Origin of the sequence: Arthrobacter sp. 2RAF22, from assembly GCF_052115325.1 — a bacterium.
Lineage (GTDB): Bacteria > Actinomycetota > Actinomycetes > Actinomycetales > Micrococcaceae > Arthrobacter.
Map to the genome: position 1 here is coordinate 537056 of NZ_JBFRGL010000001.1, position 15295 is coordinate 552350.

At 62.3% G+C, this 15295-nt stretch carries 20 protein-coding genes; 5 read left to right on the top strand and 15 right to left on the bottom strand.

The window, feature by feature from the left end:
• Positions 1-3 precede the first annotated feature (3 nt).
• Complete coding sequence (locus tag AB4068_RS02435; RefSeq protein WP_441432576.1) at positions 4-1113, bottom strand: sugar phosphate isomerase/epimerase family protein; 1110 nt, start codon at positions 1111-1113, stop codon at positions 4-6.
• A 113-nt stretch (positions 1114-1226) separates the two neighbouring features.
• Here AB4068_RS02435 and AB4068_RS02440 point away from each other — a divergent pair, with 113 nt between their 5' ends.
• The 5 genes from AB4068_RS02440 to AB4068_RS02460 all read left to right on the top strand — a co-directional run bounded on the left by AB4068_RS02440 (position 1227) and on the right by AB4068_RS02460 (position 6963).
• Positions 1227-1925, top strand: coding sequence for a FadR/GntR family transcriptional regulator (locus tag AB4068_RS02440; RefSeq protein ID WP_306958969.1), 699 nt, complete (start codon positions 1227-1229; stop codon positions 1923-1925).
• A 36-nt stretch (positions 1926-1961) separates the two neighbouring features.
• Positions 1962-3422, top strand: a complete 1461-nt coding sequence (locus AB4068_RS02445; protein ID WP_332602046.1) for a chlorohydrolase family protein — start codon at positions 1962-1964, stop codon at positions 3420-3422.
• Positions 3423-3672: 250 nt separating this feature from the next.
• A complete protein-coding gene (locus AB4068_RS02450; RefSeq protein ID WP_306958971.1) occupies positions 3673-4623 on the top strand; it encodes a carbohydrate ABC transporter permease in 951 nt (316 codons plus the stop codon).
• Entirely contained in the window at positions 4620-5558 is a 939-nt protein-coding gene (locus tag AB4068_RS02455; protein WP_307052495.1) for a carbohydrate ABC transporter permease, read from the top strand. Before AB4068_RS02450 ends, AB4068_RS02455 begins: the two co-directional genes overlap by 4 nt.
• Before the next feature lie 58 nt (positions 5559-5616).
• Complete coding sequence (locus AB4068_RS02460) at positions 5617-6963, top strand: ABC transporter substrate-binding protein (protein WP_306958973.1); 1347 nt, start codon at positions 5617-5619, stop codon at positions 6961-6963.
• 107 nt (positions 6964-7070) lie between these two features.
• Here the strand turns inward: AB4068_RS02460 and map are convergent, their stop codons facing one another.
• The 14 genes from map to rpmC all read right to left on the bottom strand — a co-directional run bounded on the left by map (position 7071) and on the right by rpmC (position 15295).
• Positions 7071-7898, bottom strand: coding sequence for a type I methionyl aminopeptidase (map, locus tag AB4068_RS02465; protein WP_307052493.1), 828 nt, complete (start codon positions 7896-7898; stop codon positions 7071-7073).
• Positions 7899-8120: 222 nt separating this feature from the next.
• Positions 8121-8690, bottom strand: a complete 570-nt coding sequence (locus tag AB4068_RS02470) for an adenylate kinase (protein WP_306959321.1) — start codon at positions 8688-8690, stop codon at positions 8121-8123.
• Positions 8691-8695: 5 nt separating this feature from the next.
• Positions 8696-10006, bottom strand: coding sequence for a preprotein translocase subunit SecY (secY, locus tag AB4068_RS02475; protein ID WP_059387373.1), 1311 nt, complete (start codon positions 10004-10006; stop codon positions 8696-8698).
• Positions 10007-10193: 187 nt separating this feature from the next.
• Entirely contained in the window at positions 10194-10688 is a 495-nt protein-coding gene (gene rplO, locus AB4068_RS02480; RefSeq protein ID WP_284991834.1) for a 50S ribosomal protein L15, read from the bottom strand.
• Positions 10688-10894, bottom strand: a complete 207-nt coding sequence (gene rpmD / locus AB4068_RS02485) for a 50S ribosomal protein L30 (protein ID WP_059387371.1) — start codon at positions 10892-10894, stop codon at positions 10688-10690. Before rpmD ends, rplO begins: the two co-directional genes overlap by 1 nt.
• A 2-nt stretch (positions 10895-10896) precedes the next feature.
• Positions 10897-11568, bottom strand: coding sequence for a 30S ribosomal protein S5 (gene rpsE, locus AB4068_RS02490; RefSeq protein ID WP_171983517.1), 672 nt, complete (start codon positions 11566-11568; stop codon positions 10897-10899).
• Positions 11569-11597: 29 nt separating this feature from the next.
• On the bottom strand, positions 11598-11981 hold the full coding sequence (gene rplR, locus AB4068_RS02495) for a 50S ribosomal protein L18 (protein WP_059387369.1): 384 nt from the start codon (positions 11979-11981) through the stop codon (positions 11598-11600).
• 3 nt (positions 11982-11984) lie between these two features.
• Positions 11985-12521: a 50S ribosomal protein L6 gene (rplF, locus tag AB4068_RS02500; RefSeq protein WP_059387368.1), complete on the bottom strand. Its 537-nt coding sequence runs from the start codon at positions 12519-12521 to the stop codon at positions 11985-11987.
• 18 nt (positions 12522-12539) lie between these two features.
• On the bottom strand, positions 12540-12938 hold the full coding sequence (gene rpsH / locus AB4068_RS02505; RefSeq protein ID WP_028265096.1) for a 30S ribosomal protein S8: 399 nt from the start codon (positions 12936-12938) through the stop codon (positions 12540-12542).
• A gap of 77 nt (positions 12939-13015) precedes the next feature.
• Positions 13016-13594: a 50S ribosomal protein L5 gene (rplE, locus tag AB4068_RS02510; RefSeq protein ID WP_059387367.1), complete on the bottom strand. Its 579-nt coding sequence runs from the start codon at positions 13592-13594 to the stop codon at positions 13016-13018.
• A complete protein-coding gene (gene rplX / locus AB4068_RS02515) occupies positions 13594-13956 on the bottom strand; it encodes a 50S ribosomal protein L24 (RefSeq protein ID WP_059387366.1) in 363 nt (120 codons plus the stop codon). The genes rplE and rplX overlap by 1 nt, the downstream gene beginning before the upstream one ends.
• A gap of 3 nt (positions 13957-13959) precedes the next feature.
• Complete coding sequence (rplN, locus tag AB4068_RS02520) at positions 13960-14328, bottom strand: 50S ribosomal protein L14 (protein ID WP_003803789.1); 369 nt, start codon at positions 14326-14328, stop codon at positions 13960-13962.
• A gap of 347 nt (positions 14329-14675) precedes the next feature.
• Positions 14676-14975: a 30S ribosomal protein S17 gene (gene rpsQ / locus AB4068_RS02525; protein WP_059387365.1), complete on the bottom strand. Its 300-nt coding sequence runs from the start codon at positions 14973-14975 to the stop codon at positions 14676-14678.
• Positions 14972-15295 carry a 50S ribosomal protein L29 gene (gene rpmC, locus AB4068_RS02530; protein ID WP_059387364.1) on the bottom strand — a complete coding sequence of 108 codons (324 nt, stop codon included), beginning with the start codon at positions 15293-15295 and terminating at the stop codon, positions 14972-14974. Before rpmC ends, rpsQ begins: the two co-directional genes overlap by 4 nt.

The window sequence follows — 15295 nt, forward strand, 5'->3', positions numbered from 1 at the left end:
CTGTCATGAGAGTCCTTCCTCTCCGGAAAGGATCGTGGCCGGCTTCTTCACGCCGGCACCCATTGATGTGAGGATCGTCCGCACAGTGGCGGCACTGTGGAGCAGTTGACGACGGCGCTCGGCGGGGGCGGGCTCGTCGTCCCAGTCGGCGAGCGCCGGGATACGCCCGCGCGCCACGCCGTCGTGCGTTGCAACACCGAGCCGGGCCAACTGGCCCAGCCCCGCGGCGTCGAGGTGTGGTTCGTGGGTGAACCACGAACGGTCGAAAACCGGAGCGTCGAACTTTCCCCGGTGCTGTTCCAGGGTGAAGTCGCGCACCCCGGCGCGGAGAAGGTGGCCGAGTATCGCTTCCCAGTCGAAAACTCCTTCGCCCACCGCCCGCAGGCGACGTCGGTACCCGTGCGGCAGCGGGAACAGGACCGCGTCCTCCAAATGCGTCATCCGGACCTGCGGCCCGAGCGCCCGGGCCGCATCGACAGGATCCTCTCCACGAACCACCAGGTTGGCCACATCGAATCCGATTCCGAAGACTGCGGGGTCCAAGGACTGGACCAATGCGTGCACTTCAGGTGAAGCCAGGTCTTCATGGGTCTTGACGTTGATGTGGACCCTGGCGTCACGTGCTGTGGACGCAAGCGTCTCGAGGTTCGCCCGGATGAGCCGGAGCTGGGCAGGGTGGTCGAGGAACCTGCCTTGTTCCGAGGCACCTTCGCGAACTGACCGGGTGTAAACAAAGAACTCAGTGACGCCTAGTTCCAGGCCGCGAACCAGGGTCCTGTTCAGTCCGGCCCGAACCATGGCGGGATCATCGAACGGCCCTGCGCAGCCCAAGCCCAGCTGGAGTTCGACGCCGGCATGCCGGGCTTCCTCTGCAACCTCGTTCAGTTCTCCGGCCTTGTTCGGTTGGCCGGGCGCTTCGCTCGAAAGTTCCGCAGAGATGCTGTTGAGCACCACCAGGGTGAAGCCGTCGTCCAAGGCGGCCCGAAGCGATTCCACCAGTGGCCGGTCTTCGTGGCCAGGGTAGCGGGTGAACTGGACTCCCAGCCGCGTCTCCGGCAGCTCGCCGGCGCCGAGGGCCCGTGAATCAGGTAGCACGTGTGTGATCTGGGTCATGTTTGCAAGATACACTCGTAAGACGTCTTACGAAAGGGTGGATTTTTCGAGCCCCATATGAGACGCTTCGTTGACGGAAGTGGATCGGCGAATTGCCTAGCAAGGAGGGCACCATGACGGTGAATGGCCGGCGCAGCGTCGTCGACGATGCGATCGATGACATCCGCCTGCGGATCCGGGAGGGCGAATGGGGCCTCGGAGACCGTATTCCGCCAGAGCCGGAGCTCGGAAAGGCCTTGGGCCTCAGCCGGGCACCCCTCCGGGAAGCCCTCCGCGCGTTGGTACACGCGGGACTCCTCGTGACACGGCAAGGTGACGGAACCTTTGTCGCCGCCGTGGACGAGCAAGAAGTCGCCCTCCGCAAAGGCCTCCAGGGAGCGGACCGGCTCGAAGCCATCGAAGTCCGCCGCAGCCTTGACATTCCTGCCGCCGCCCTCGCTGCACAGCGTCGTGACCAAGAGGACTTGGACAAGCTCCAGGACGCGCTCGATCGACGCCGCGCCGCCGCGGAAGCCCACGACGAGGACGGATTCCGGCTGGCAGACATCGACTTCCACCGGGCCGTGGTGGGCGCCGCGCACAACCAGCTCCTGGCTGGCATCTATGGTTCCCTCGCGGAGAGCATCGACGGTTCGTGGACATCGCCCGAGGGCCTGAACCGTGCTGCCCACGCCGAGCACGATAGCCATGACGAGCTTTTTGACGCCATCCGCGACCGCTCCACACAGGACGCCATGCTGGTGGCTGGAGCGATCCTGGACAACCAGGCTTCGGATTTGGAAGGCAAGCCCGTCGGCTCCACCGGGTCCTAGGATCTCCGAACCTCGACAACACCATCAAGGAGAGCCGTGATCACGCGCATCAAGGCCGCCTTCATCATTGGCTATGCCGACGGCGACCACTGCATCCTGCCCGACGCGGAGCTGGTCCACGAGGACGGAACCATTGTCTTCGTGGGCCGGGACTACCCTGGGAAAGTGGACATTGACATCGACGCCGGGGAGGCAATCGTGTCCCCCGGATTCATTGACTTGAACGCCCTCGCAGATATCGACCACGCCCTTTTCGATTCCTGGCCGGATCCCGGCCGGCGGCTCGGCCTCGTCTGGTCCGAGTCCTACCTGGGGGACCACGGAGCCGTGTTCACCCGCGAGCAGGCACGGTTCCGACGCGAGTTCGCCCTGTCCCAATTGGTCCGCAACGGCATCACCACGCTCATGCCCATTGCGTCCGAGAGCTACCACGAATGGTGCGAGGACTATGAGGACCTTGCCGACACGGCCGCCGCCGTGGAGGACCTCGGCGTCCGGGCCTACCTGGGGCCGAGCTACCGTACGGCAGTCCCCTATACGGACGGCAAGCGGGTGATGCTCCATGAGGACGAACGGCGCGGCCTCGACGGCCTCGACCAAGCCGTTCGCTTCGCCCAGGACTACGAAGGGCGGGCCCATGGTTTGATCCGGGCGGCATTGCTACCGGCCCGGATCGAAACGCAGACCGAACAGACCCTCCGCCTCACCCGGCAAGCCGCCGATGAGCTCAAGGTCCCCGTGCGCCTGCACGCCGCCCAGGGGCTCTTCGAGGTCGAGACGATGATCGCCCGCACGGGACGGCGTCCACTCCCTTACCTGGCCGATCTCGGTTTCCTCGCGGAACGCACCTACATCCCCCACGCCTGGGCCATCCCCGGGCACCCGCACATGCCTGCCTCCGCAGGCACCGGGGACGATCTGGCGCTGCTCGCCGGGTCCGGAACGTCGGTCCTGCTCTGCCCCATCCCCATGGCACATTACGGCGGGATGCTCGACAACTATGACTCCTACCGCGACCGCGGGGTGCGGATCGTACTGGGCACCGACTCAGCCCCGCCCAACATGATCCGGGCCATGGACCTGGCGATGGGGATGACCAAGACCCTCACCGGGGACCGCTCAAGCGCCCAGGCCGCAGACCTGTTCCGCTCGGCCACCCTGGACCCCGCCGAGTCCCTCGGCCGTTCCGATCTGGGCCGGCTGGCACCTGGAGCGCAGGCCGACTACTTCGTCCTGGACCTGAGCAGCAGCCATATTGGTCCGTACGCCGACCCCATCCGCACACTCATCATGAACTCGGACGGACGGGACATCACGCGGGTAGTGGTGGCCGGCCGCACCATTGTGGACCGGGGCGAAATCGTCACTGTGGACACCAGCGACTACCGGGAACGTGCCCAGGCATTCCTGAACCAGTACATTGCCTCGCTGAGCGACTCGGATTACGCCCGCCGCCCCATCCACGAGCTCCTTCCGCCGAGCTTTCCCCTGCGCTGAACCCGCGCAGCGCGCAGGACCTTCGGCGGCCTGGGAACAAACGGTAGTCGTGCCTCGAATGTAAACACGGCCCCATCCGCCACGAAACATCGAGTGAACGAGCGCAGAAGGCTTGTCCAACAATCCCGCGAACGCCCCCTTTTGTGACTTGACAGGTGTTTGCGTGTGGTGAGGTAAAAACTAGCCGCCCCCTTGACCCACCAGTCCGAGTCCGGCGCGCCCCGATATCTGCGAACCGTTAGAGACCCCCATGACAACACAACTGACTGGCAGCCCCGCGGCCACCGCGCAGGCTGTCCCGGCCCCTCAGCGCCGGGGACGCTGGTCCGGCCGAACCCGACGCGACTTCTTCGTATTCCTGGCATTGGCATTGCCGAACTTGGCGCTGATCGCGGTGTTCACGTATCTGCCCCTCATCAACAACATGTATTACTCGACCCTTGACTGGACCCTGGGCTCCACCTCGGCCACCGTCGTTGGCCTCGACAACTACGTCACCTTCTTCACCAGCTCCGACGCCCCGCAAGTACTCGGCACCACGCTCATCTTCACCGTGGTCACCGTCGGTGGCTCCATGGTGCTGGGCCTCTTGGTGGCCCTGGCCTTGAACGCGAAGGTCCGCGGCACCACATTTGCGCGCTCTGCCGTCTTCGCCCCCTACGTCCTCAGTGGAGTGGGCGTCGGCCTCGTATGGCTGTTCATCTTCGATCCCGGATACGGCGTGCTGTCCTGGCTGCTCCGCGGCATCGGCCAGCAAAGTCCCCAGTGGATCAACGATCCGCAACTCTCCCTCGCGATGGTCATCATCGTCTACGTCTGGAAGAACCTGGGCTACTGCGCGGTCGTGTACCTCGCCGGGCTCCAATCGCTCCCGAAGGACGTCATGGAGGCCGCTTCCCTGGACGGAGCCAACGGGTTCCGCCGCTTCATGAGCATTTCCGTTCCCCTGCTCTCGCCCACCACGTTCTTCCTGCTCATCACCACGATGATCAGCTCACTTCAGGCCTTCGACCTGATCCGCATCATGACGCCGCTGGGCAACGGCACCAGCACCCTGATCTACGAGGCCTATCTGCAGGCCTTTGGCGCCTACAACCGAGCCGGCTACTCCGCCGCCATTTCAGTGGTGCTGTTCGCCATCCTGCTCATCATCACCGTGCTCCAGTTGCGGTTCGTCGAACGGAAGGTGCACTACTCATGAGCACGCTCTCCCCCGTCAGCCCCAACCCCGCGAGCGGCGTCGGGACCCTTAAAGCTCCCGACGGCGGTCCGGACCTGCCGGCGCAGCGCGACAAGCCGTTCTCCCGCGCGAACCTCATCCAGACGCTGGCAGGCGGCTACATCCCGCTGATCGTGGCCACCCTCGTGGTAGTCCTGCCGCTGTTGTGGATGCTGCTGAGTTCCTTCAAGCAGCCCGGCGAGATCGTCACCACGGATCTCAAGATACTCCCGCAGGGCCTGAACCTGGAGAACTACCACACGGCCATGACCACTGTGCCGTTCGCACAGTTCTTCCTGAACAGCCTGATCGTCACCACGGTCGGCTCCACAGTCAAGGTGATCCTGGCGATCCTGACGGCCTACGCCCTGGTTTTTGTCCGTTTCCCGTTCAAGAACGTCATCTTCGTCGTGATCCTCGTGGCCCTGATGGTGCCGCCGCAGGTGTCGATCCTCCCCAACTACATCCTGATCGCAGGGATCGGCGGGAAGAACACCCTGTGGGGAATCATTCTCCCGGGACTCGGCACGGCCTTCGGAACCTTCCTCCTTCGCCAGCATTTCAAGACCCTTCCGGGGTCCATCCTCGAAGCGGCGGAAATCGACGGTGCGGGCCATTGGCGCAGGCTCTGGCAAGTGGTTGTCCCCGTTTCGCTCCCCTCGATCGCCACCGTTGCCCTCGTCACAGTCGTCAGCGAATGGAACGACTACATCTGGCCCCTGATCATCACGGACCGCCCGGAAACCATGACCCTCCCGGTCGGCCTGACTCTCCTTCAAAACTCCGAGGGAAACGGCGCAGGCTGGGGGATCTTGATGGCAGGAGCTGTCCTGGTGATCATTCCCATCCTCCTGGTCTTCGCAGCGTTGCAACGCTACATCGTTGCCGGGCTCACCCAGGGCAGCGTCACCGGCTAACAGCACAGCACGTCCACACAACCCCATCACCACCTTTGCATCCTTGAGAGGACCAACCATGGCAATGAATCTTGATCGTAGAAACTTCCTGGGGCTCGCCGGACTCGGAGTCGGCGCCGCCGCCCTTGCAGCATGCGGCGGTCCGTCGACGGGCGGCAGCGCAACGAGCAGCAGCCCCTCGGACATCGACTTCACGGGGGTCAAGCCGGCCGGCTCCTTCGACTTTTGGACCAGCCACCCCGGGCAGTCCCAGGCCGTCGAGCAATCCATCATCGACAAGTTCCAGGCGAAGTTCCCGGACATCAAGGTGAACCTCGTGACGGCGGGCGCCAACTACGAGGAAATCGCGCAGAAGTTCCAGACCTCGCAGGCAGCGAAGTCGGCCCTCCCCGGCCTCGTGGTGCTCTCCGACGTCTGGTGGTTCCGCTACTACACCAACGGCAATATCATCCCGTTGGACGGACTCATCAAGCAGATGGACGTCAAGATTGACGACTTCCAGAAGTCCCTCGTCGCGGACTACCAGTACGCCAACAAGCAGTGGGCGCTCCCCTACGGCCGCTCCACCCCGCTCTTCTACTACAACAAGGACCACTTCAAGGCCGCCGGCCTTCCGGACCGGGCTCCCAAGACCTGGCAGGAGTTCGCCGAGTGGGCCCCCAAGCTCCAGGCAAGCTCGGGCGCGAAGTACGCCTACATCTACCCGGCCCTTGCCGGATACGCCGGCTGGACCCTGCAGAACAACCTGTGGGGCTGGGGCGGCAGCTGGTCCAACGGCTGGACCTTCAACTGCGACTCCACCGAGTCCGTCACGGCCCTGCAGTGGGCCCAGGACTCCATCTACAAGGACAAGTGGGCCGGCGTCTCCTCCAAGAACGCCGCGGACGACTTTTCCGCAGGCATCACGTCCACCACGATCTCCTCTACCGGAGACCTGCTGGGCGTGCTGAAGTCCGCTAAGTTCAACGTCGGCGTCGGCTTCCTGCCGGGCGGCCCCAAGGCCGAGACCAACGTCTGCCCCACCGGCGGCGCGGGGCTCGGGATTCCCAGCGGCGTCAGCAAGGAAGTCCAGCTCGCGGCTGCCACTTTCCTGAAATTCATGACCGAACCGGAGAACACGGCGGCATTCTCCGCTGCCACCGGCTACATGCCCACGCGCGTTTCCGCGGACATGACTGCAGTCCTCGCCAAGACTCCGCAAATCAAGACGGCCATGGACCAGCTCGCCGTGACCAAGGTGCAGGACAACGCCCGCGTATTCCTGCCCGGCGCCGATCAGGAAATGGCCAAGGCCGCTGCGAAGATCCTCACCCAGCAGGGCGACGTGAAGGCCACCATGACGGACCTCAAGACAACCCTCGATGGCATCTACACCAAGGACGTGAAGCCCAAGCTCAAGAGCTGAGGCTCAACGCGCCGAGTGCTGCCCGCTGCCCAACTAGCTTGCAATTAATGTCGTTTTGACGCGTCAGAACGACATCTAATGCGAGCTAGTTGGGCAGCCGCGCCTGATCAGGGAATCGGAACGGGCACGACGCCGAGCGGCGCCAGCTGCTCCGCGCCGCCGTCGGGCGCGGAAAGCACCCAGATGCCCTTTTCGTGGACGGCGACCGAGTGCTCCCACTGGCACGAACGCTTCCCGTCGGTGGTCACCACAGTCCAGTCGTCGTCGAGGGTTGCTGTTTCGATGCTGCCGCGGACGAGCATGGGCTCAATCGCAAGGCACAGTCCCGGCCTGATTTTCGGGCCTCGGTGGGTGGTGCGGTAGTTCAACACGTCAGGGGCCATGTGCATCTCGGAGCCGATGCCGTGGCCTACGTAGTCTTCCAGGATGCCCAGCGGCTTTCCCGGGACGGAGGAGACGTAGTCGTCCACGGCGTTGCCGATATCGCCGACGAACTTGCCTTTGGCCAAAGCAGCGATTCCGCGCCACATGGCGGCTTGGGTGACATCCGAGAGCCGCTGATCTTCAGGATCCGCCGCGCCGACTATCACAGTGCGTGCGGAGTCGGAGTGCCAACCGTCAACGATCGCCCCGCCATCAATCGAAATGATGTCCCCATCCTGCAGGACCCGGTCGCCTGGGATGCCGTGAACCACTTCCTCGTTGACGGATGTGCAGATGGTGGCGGGGAAGCCGTGGTATCCGAGGAAGTTCGACTTCGCTCCAGCGTCGATGAGGACCGCGGCGAAAACGGCGTCGATCTCGCGCGTGGTCACGCCCGGTTTCGCAGCTTCAACGGCTGCGTCGAGCGCTCTGCTGAGGACCAATCCGGCCTCGTGCATTTTGCGCATTTGCTCATTGGTCTTGTATTCGATGCGGGGCTGGCCGAACGCCATGGTCTCCTCTTGTCGTGTGCTGCTTGTGGTGGGCTGCAGATCCAGACCCCCTCTGGCTTCCTATTTTCCCGCATCAGCGGCCCAGCCCGAAACCGGAGCCACAAACGCCCGTGAATTGGTTCTGATTTCAGGCGCTCAAACGGGGAAGCAAAAAGGGCGTGTCCCGCACGGGAGCAGTCAGCTCCGGCGCGGGACACACCCTCTTCAACAGTCGTGCGGCGGCTAGACCGCCTTGGCTGCCTCGATGGCCAGCAGCACGCGATCCGTGACCTCGTCGATGCCGCCAATGCCATCGACCTGGGTCAGGATGCCCCGTTCGGCATACTTGGCCACGACGGCCTCGGTCTGCTCGTGGTAGAGGTCCAGGCGGTGGCGGATGACGCCTTCGTTGTCATCCGAGCGCCCGGTCTCCTTGGCACGGCCCAGCAAACGAGTAACAAGTTCCTCGTCGTCGGCCGTCAGCTGAAGCACGACGTCGAGCTTCTCTTCCGTGTCGGCGAGGATCCGGTCCAGGTATTCCACCTGGGCGGTGGTGCGCGGGTAGCCGTCGAGCAGGAAGCCGTTCTCGACGTCGCTCTCACTCAGGCGGTCGCGGACCATCTTGTTGGTGACGCTGTCCGGAACGAAATCGCCGGCGTCCATGTACTTCTTTGCCTCGATACCCAGCGGGGTTTCGCCCTTGACGTTCGCACGGAAGATGTCGCCGGTGGAGATGGCGACTACGCCCAAGCGCTCGGAAATCCGCTCAGCCTGGGTTCCCTTGCCCGAACCCGGGGGTCCAATGATCAGCATTCTCGTCATCGCAAAAGCCCTTCGTAGTGACGTTGTTGTAGCTGCGCATCAATCTGCTTGACGGTTTCCAGGCCCACACCCACCATGATCAGAATCGACGTGCCACCGAACGGGAAGTTCTGGTTGGCGCTGATCAGGACGAGTGCGACCAGCGGAATCAACGCCACGAAGCCCAAGTAGAAGGCGCCGGGGAGGGTGATCCTGGAAAGCACGTACTGCAGGTAGTCCGCGGTCGGTTTACCCGCCCGGATGCCCGGAATGAACCCGCCGTACTTCTTCATGTTGTCCGAGACCTCTTCAGGGTTGAAGGTGATCGCGACGTAGAAGTAGGTGAAGAACACAATCATGACGAAATACAGCGCCATGTAGATGGGGTGGTCGCCCTTGGTGAGGTTGTTGTTGATCCACTCAACCCACGGAGCGATGGACTCTCCGGCCTTCGGCTGGTTGAACTGTGCAATCAGCCCCGGCAGGTAGAGCATCGAGGAGGCAAAGATGACAGGCACGACGCCGGCCATGTTCACCTTGATGGGGATGTAGGTGCTGGTGCCGCCCACGGTGCGCCGGCCGATCATACGCTTGGCGTACTGGACCGGAATGCGCCGCTGGGACTGCTCCACGAAGACCACGAGCGCGACGGTTACGAGGCCGATCGCCAACACCGTGAAGAAGGTGCCCGGTCCCTTGGAGTTCCAGATGGCACCGAGCGAGGTCGGGAAGCCGGCAGCGATGGAGGTGAAGATGAGCAGGGACATGCCGTTGCCCACGCCCTTCTCGGTAACCAGTTCGCCCATCCACATGATGAGGCCTGTACCGGCCGTCAAGGTGATGACCACGAGGATCGTGGCGATGATGCTCGTGTCCGGGATGATCGGCAGCTGGCAGTTCGGCAGCAGCTGTCCGGAGCGTGCCAGGGACACCAGCGTGGTGGCGTTCAGCAGGCCCAGCGCAATGGTCAGATAACGCGTGTACTGCGTCAGCTTCGACTGGCCCGAGGCACCTTCGTCATACAGCTGCTGGAACCGCGGAATGACCACGCGGAGCAGCTGCACGATGATGCTCGCCGTGATGTACGGCATGATCCCCAGGGCAAAGATCGAAACCTGCAGCAGTGCACCACCGCTGAACAGGTTGACGAGCTGGTAGAGGCCGCCCTGGTCCTGATTGCTTGACAAACATTGCTGAACATTTTGGTAGCTCACACCAGGCGAGGGGATAAAAGCTCCCAAGCGGAAGATTGTGATGATTCCCAGCGTGAACAACAACTTGCGTCGCAGATCAGGCGTCCGAAATGCCCGGCCGAATGCGCTTAGCAAGCGTCCTCCTGAGTTAAAAGTCCAAGGGTGTCGAAAGGGGTCATTGAAACCCAACACCCGAGTCTAACGGTTTGATGCGCCATGCGAACAATCGAGGGGTGCGCGCCATATCAAAAAACTCCCGGAGCAGGGGGCCGAAGCCCTCCGCACCGGGAGTCTTTTTACAGCGAGCGATAGCCCAGAGCCCTTAGAGGGCAGTGGTGGTTCCGCCTGCTGCTGCGATCTTCTCAGCTGCGCTGGAGGAGAAAGCGTGGGCGGTGACGTCAACCTTGACGGTGATGTCGCCGGTGCCCAGCACCTTGACGGGCTGGTTCTTGCGAACGGCACCCTTCTCAACCAGGGACTCGACGGTGACAGCGCCACCTTCCGGGAACAGCTCGTTGAGCTTGTCCAGGTTTACAACCTGGAACTCAACCCGGAACGGGTTCTTAAAGCCGCGAAGCTTCGGCAGGCGCATGTGCAGCGGCAGCTGGCCGCCGGCAAAGCCAGCCTTGACCTGGTAGCGGGCCTTCGTACCCTTGGTACCGCGACCTGCGGTCTTACCCTTGGAGCCTTCACCACGACCAACACGGGTCTTGGCAGTCTTGGCACCGGGGGCGGGACGCAGGTGGTGGACCTTCAGAGTGTTCTGCTTGTCGGCAGCCACGTTCTCTGCCTTATCGGCGGTTTTGTTCTCGGCCATTACTTCGCCTCCTCTACATTCACGAGGTGCGGAACCGTGTTGAGCATTCCAACGGTTACGGCATCAGCGGTACGGACAACAGTGTGTCCGATGCGCTTGAGGCCGAGGGACCGCAGGGTCTCACGCTGGTTCTGCTTGGCGCCGATGACGCCCTTGATCTGGGTGATCTCCAACTGAGCGTCGGAGGGAGTCAGGTTCTTAGCCATGACTAGACACCTGCCTTCTGGTTCTGGAGTGCGCGCACCAGAGCAGCAGGAGCAACCTCGTCCAGCGGCAGGCCACGGCGGGCTGCCACGGAAGCGGGCTCTTCCAGTCGCTTCAGGGCGTCAACAGTCGCGTGAACGATGTTGATGGCGTTCGAGGAACCGAGCGACTTGGAGAGAACGTCGTGGATACCGACGCATTCCAGTACCGCGCGGACCGGACCACCGGCGATAACACCGGTACCCGGGGAAGCCGGACGCAGCATGACAACGCCTGCTGCGGCCTCACCCTGCACGCGGTGCGGGATGGTGTTGCCAACGCGGGGAACGCGGAAGAAGGACTTCTTAGCCTCTTCAACGCCCTTCGCGATAGCTGCCGGAACTTCCTTCGCCTTGCCGTAGCCGACGCCAACCAGGCCGTTGCCGTCACCGACGACGACCAGGGCGGTGAAGCTGAAGCGACGACCACCCTTGACGACCTTGGCAACACGGTTGATGGTTACAACGCGCTCTACGAACTGGCTCTTCTCGGCCTCGCGACCGCCGTCGCGGCCACCACGGCCACCACGGTCGCCGCGGCCCTGGCCACGGTCACCACGCTCGCCACGACGGCCGCCGCGGCGGTCGTCGGTGGCAGCAGCAGTCTCAGTTGCCTCAGCAGCTGCAGCTTCAGTCACCTGAATGTCCTTTTCGTTATTCTCAACGGTCACAGTGCCAGCCCACCTTCACGTGCGCCGTCAGCGACGGCGGCGATCCGGCCGTGGTACTTGTTACCACCGCGGTCGAAGACAACAGCTTCGATGCCTGCAGCCTTGGCACGCCCGGCAACGAGCTCGCCGACGCGCTTGGCCTTGGCAGTCTTGTCGCCGTCGAATGCACGAAGGTCAGCTTCCAAAGTGGAGGCGTAAGCCACGGTTACACCCTTGCTGTCATCGACAACCTGGACGAAGATGTGGCGTGCGGAGCGGTTGACGACCAGACGAGGACGAACAGCCGTGCCGGTGATGCGCTTGCGGATACGAAGCTGGCGACGGCTGCGTGCAGCAGACTTGCTCTTGTTCGTACGCTTCTTGTTAATTGCGATGGCCATGGTTTACTTACCAGCCTTTCCGACCTTGCGGCGGATAACTTCGCCGGCGTAACGGACACCCTTGCCCTTGTAGGGGTCGGGCTTGCGCAGCTTGCGAATGTTGGCAGCAACCTCGCCGACCTGCTGCTTGGAGATACCAGCGACGGAGAGCTTGGTCGGCCCCTCCACCGTGAAGGTGATGCCTTCCGGAGCGGAGACATTGACCGGGTGGCTGAAGCCGAGAGCGAACTCAAGGTCAGAACCCTTGGCCTGAACGCGGTAACCGGTACCAACGATTTCAAGCTTCTTTTCGTAGCCCTTGGTGACGCCCTCGATCATGTTCGCGATCAGGGTGCGGGTCAGGCCGTGCAGGGAACGCGAAGCGCGCTCGTCGTTCGGGCGGGTGACAGTCAAGGTGCTTTCGTCCAGGGTGACCTCGATCGGGCTGGCTACAGTGTGGCTCAGCTCGCCTTTGGTGCCCTTGACGTTGATGACAGAGCCATCAACCTTAACTTCAACGCCGGCAGGAACGGTGATGGGGAGACGTCCAATACGTGACATTATTCTCTTCCTTTCCCGTTACCAGACGTACGCGAGGACTTCGCCGCCCACGCCCTTCTTGCCGGCCTGCTTGTCAGTCAGGAGGCCGGAAGAGGTGGACAGGATTGCGATACCCAGGCCACCCAGCACGTGAGGCAGGTTGGTGGACTTCGCGTAAACGCGGAGACCAGGCTTGGAAATGCGGCGGACACCAGCAATCGAACGCTCGCGGTTCGGACCGAACTTGAGGTCGATGGTCAGCTTCTTGCCGACTTCGGCTTCCTCTTCCTTCCAAGCAGCGATGTAGCCTTCTGCCTTCAGGATGTCGGCAACGCGTGCCTTGAGCTTGCTGTACGGCATGCTCACGGTGTCGTGGTATGCCGAGTTGGCGTTGCGCAGACGCGTAAGCATGTCTGCGACAGGATCTGTCATAGTCATTGTGGGCTCTTGCCCTTCCTCGTAATGGTTTCCGCGTTGGCTGCAAAGCAGCCGCGGCCGGACCTACTACGTAGTTATTAGTCTTCGGATTTGAACGGGAAGCCAAGTGCCTTGAGCAGCGCACGGCCTTCGTCATCGGTCTTTGCAGTGGTGACAACCGTGATGTCCATACCGCGAACGCGGTCGATGGAGTCCTGGTCGATTTCGTGGAACATAACCTGCTCGGTCAGACCGAAGGTGTAGTTGCCGTTGCCGTCGAACTGCTTGCCGTTGAGGCCGCGGAAGTCGCGGATACGGGGCAGGGCGAGGGTCACGAGGCGGTCCACGAATTCCCACATACGGTCCCCACGCAGAGTTGCGTGTGCACCGATGGGCATGCCTTCGCGCAGCTTGAACTGTGCGATCGACTTGCGGGCCTTGGTAACCTGCGGCTTCTGGCCGGTGATCAGGGTGAGGTCGCGGACAGCGCCGTCGATCAACTTGGAGTCCTTGGCGGCATCTCCAACACCCATGTTCACAACAACCTTCACCAGGCGGGGAACCTGGTTCACGTTCTCGTACTTGAATTCCTCAACCAGGGTCTGCTTGATGGAATCGGCGTACTTCGTCTTCAGACGCGGAACGATCTTCGCTGGAGTCTCGAGAGTCTCAGTCATTAGATGTCCTTCCCGGATGCCTTGGACACGCGGACACGGACGGACTTGGAGACGCCGTCCTTCTCAACGGTCTCGAGACGGAAACCAACGCGGGTCGGCTTCTTGGTCGAGGGGTCAACAAGAGCAACGTTGGAGACGTGGATCGGGGCCTCAACGACCTCGATGCCACCGGTCTTGGTGCCGCGCTGCGACTGACCGACCTTGGTGTGCTTGGTGACTCGGTTGATGCCTTCTACCAGGACGCGGTTGGTCTCGGTGAACACGCGAAGAACCTTGCCCTGCTTGCCACGGTCGCCGCCACGTTCCTGCTTGGCGCCGGTGATGACCTGAACCAGGTCACCCTTCTTGATCTTTGCACCCATGGGTTACAGCACCTCCGGAGCCAGCGAAACGATCTTCATGAACTTCTTGTCACGCAGTTCACGACCAACCGGGCCGAAGATACGGGTACCGCGGGGGTCGCCGTCGTTCTTCAGAATCACAGCTGCGTTCTCGTCAAACTTGATGTAGGAACCATCCGCACGGCGGCGTTCCTTCTTGGTACGAACGATGACAGCCTTGACGACGTCACCCTTCTTTACGTTGCCGCCCGGGATAGCGTCCTTGACGGTTGCGACAATGACGTCGCCAATGCCTGCGTAGCGACGGCCGGATCCACCGAGAACGCGAATGGTAAGGATTTCCTTAGCACCCGTGTTGTCGGCGACCTTCAGTCGCGACTCCTGCTGAATCAATTTTTACTCCTTGCGTCGCGCCGGTTCTCAGACCGAAATGGAGCATACGGAATGAGCCTTGCGGAACGGTTGATCGGGGTGTCTCTTGACCTGCCTGGATTTTGCCAGTGCAGGCCTAAACTCCCGTGCCGCCAGCATCAGCTTCCCTTGCGGAAATAACTGCGCGGGGCAGTATGCCGCGGCACGATTGTTTACGAGGTGGTTGTTGACGCACAACTGGCGCCATACAAACTCAATATCCTAGCACGTTTTATGCTAAGGACCGAAACGCGGAAAGGCCCGCATTCCTTCCGGAATACGGGCCTTCCACCAATCCATATCGCTGCCGGACAAAGCCCGGCGCGGGATTACTTAGCCTTTTCGAGGATCTCGACCAGGCGCCACCGCTTTGTAGCGGACAGCGGGCGGGTCTCAGAGATCAGAACGAGGTCGCCGATGCCGGCGGTGTTCTGCTCGTCGTGAGCCTTGATCTTCGAGGTGCGGCGAATGACCTTGCCGTACAGAGCGTGCTTCACGCGGTCTTCAACCTGAACAACGATGGTCTTTTCCATCTTGTCAGAGACAACGTAGCCGCGACGCGTCTTACGGTAACCGCGCTGTTCAGCGCTGGCTGCTGCTTCCGTCACAGTTTCCTTCTGTTCGCTCACTTGGCGTCCTCTCCAGCCTCGGCTTCGGCCTTCTCAGCCTTGGCTTCTGCCTTCTTGGACTTCTTTTCTTCCTTGGCTTCCACAACCGGTGCGGCAACCTCGGCACGAATGCCCAGCTCGCGCTCACGGAGAACGGTGTAGATGCGTGCGATGTCCTTCTTTACCGCGCGCAGACGACCGTGGTTCTCCAACTGTCCGGTGGCGGACTGGAAACGCAGGTTGAACAGCTCTTCCTTGGACTTGCGGAGTTCTTCAACGAGACGCTCGTTGTCGAAACCGTCCAGCTGTGCGGGTGCGAGATCCTTCGACCCTACTGCCAT

What these genes read in the sequence shown, in the direction of transcription:
- AB4068_RS02435 (WP_441432576.1), bottom strand. Translation starts at nt 1,113, where the DNA reads ATGACCCAGATCACACACGTGCTACCTGATTCACGGGCCCTCGGCGCC.
- AB4068_RS02440 (WP_306958969.1), top strand. Translation starts at nt 1,227, where the DNA reads ATGACGGTGAATGGCCGGCGCAGCGTCGTCGACGATGCGATCGATGAC.
- AB4068_RS02450 (WP_306958971.1), top strand. Translation starts at nt 3,673, where the DNA reads ATGACAACACAACTGACTGGCAGCCCCGCGGCCACCGCGCAGGCTGTC.
- AB4068_RS02455 (WP_307052495.1), top strand. Translation starts at nt 4,620, where the DNA reads ATGAGCACGCTCTCCCCCGTCAGCCCCAACCCCGCGAGCGGCGTCGGG.
- AB4068_RS02460 (WP_306958973.1), top strand. Translation starts at nt 5,617, where the DNA reads ATGGCAATGAATCTTGATCGTAGAAACTTCCTGGGGCTCGCCGGACTC.
- map (WP_307052493.1), bottom strand. Translation starts at nt 7,898, where the DNA reads ATGGCGTTCGGCCAGCCCCGCATCGAATACAAGACCAATGAGCAAATG.
- AB4068_RS02470 (WP_306959321.1), bottom strand. Translation starts at nt 8,690, where the DNA reads ATGCTGATCATTGGACCCCCGGGTTCGGGCAAGGGAACCCAGGCTGAG.
- rplO (WP_284991834.1), bottom strand. Translation starts at nt 10,688, where the DNA reads ATGGCCGAGAACAAAACCGCCGATAAGGCAGAGAACGTGGCTGCCGAC.
- rpmD (WP_059387371.1), bottom strand. Translation starts at nt 10,894, where the DNA reads ATGGCTAAGAACCTGACTCCCTCCGACGCTCAGTTGGAGATCACCCAG.
- rplR (WP_059387369.1), bottom strand. Translation starts at nt 11,981, where the DNA reads ATGGCCATCGCAATTAACAAGAAGCGTACGAACAAGAGCAAGTCTGCT.
- rplF (WP_059387368.1), bottom strand. Translation starts at nt 12,521, where the DNA reads ATGTCACGTATTGGACGTCTCCCCATCACCGTTCCTGCCGGCGTTGAA.
- rpsH (WP_028265096.1), bottom strand. Translation starts at nt 12,938, where the DNA reads ATGACTATGACAGATCCTGTCGCAGACATGCTTACGCGTCTGCGCAAC.
- rplE (WP_059387367.1), bottom strand. Translation starts at nt 13,594, where the DNA reads ATGACTGAGACTCTCGAGACTCCAGCGAAGATCGTTCCGCGTCTGAAG.
- rplX (WP_059387366.1), bottom strand. Translation starts at nt 13,956, where the DNA reads ATGGGTGCAAAGATCAAGAAGGGTGACCTGGTTCAGGTCATCACCGGC.
- rpmC (WP_059387364.1), bottom strand. Translation starts at nt 15,295, where the DNA reads ATGGCAGTAGGGTCGAAGGATCTCGCACCCGCACAGCTGGACGGTTTC.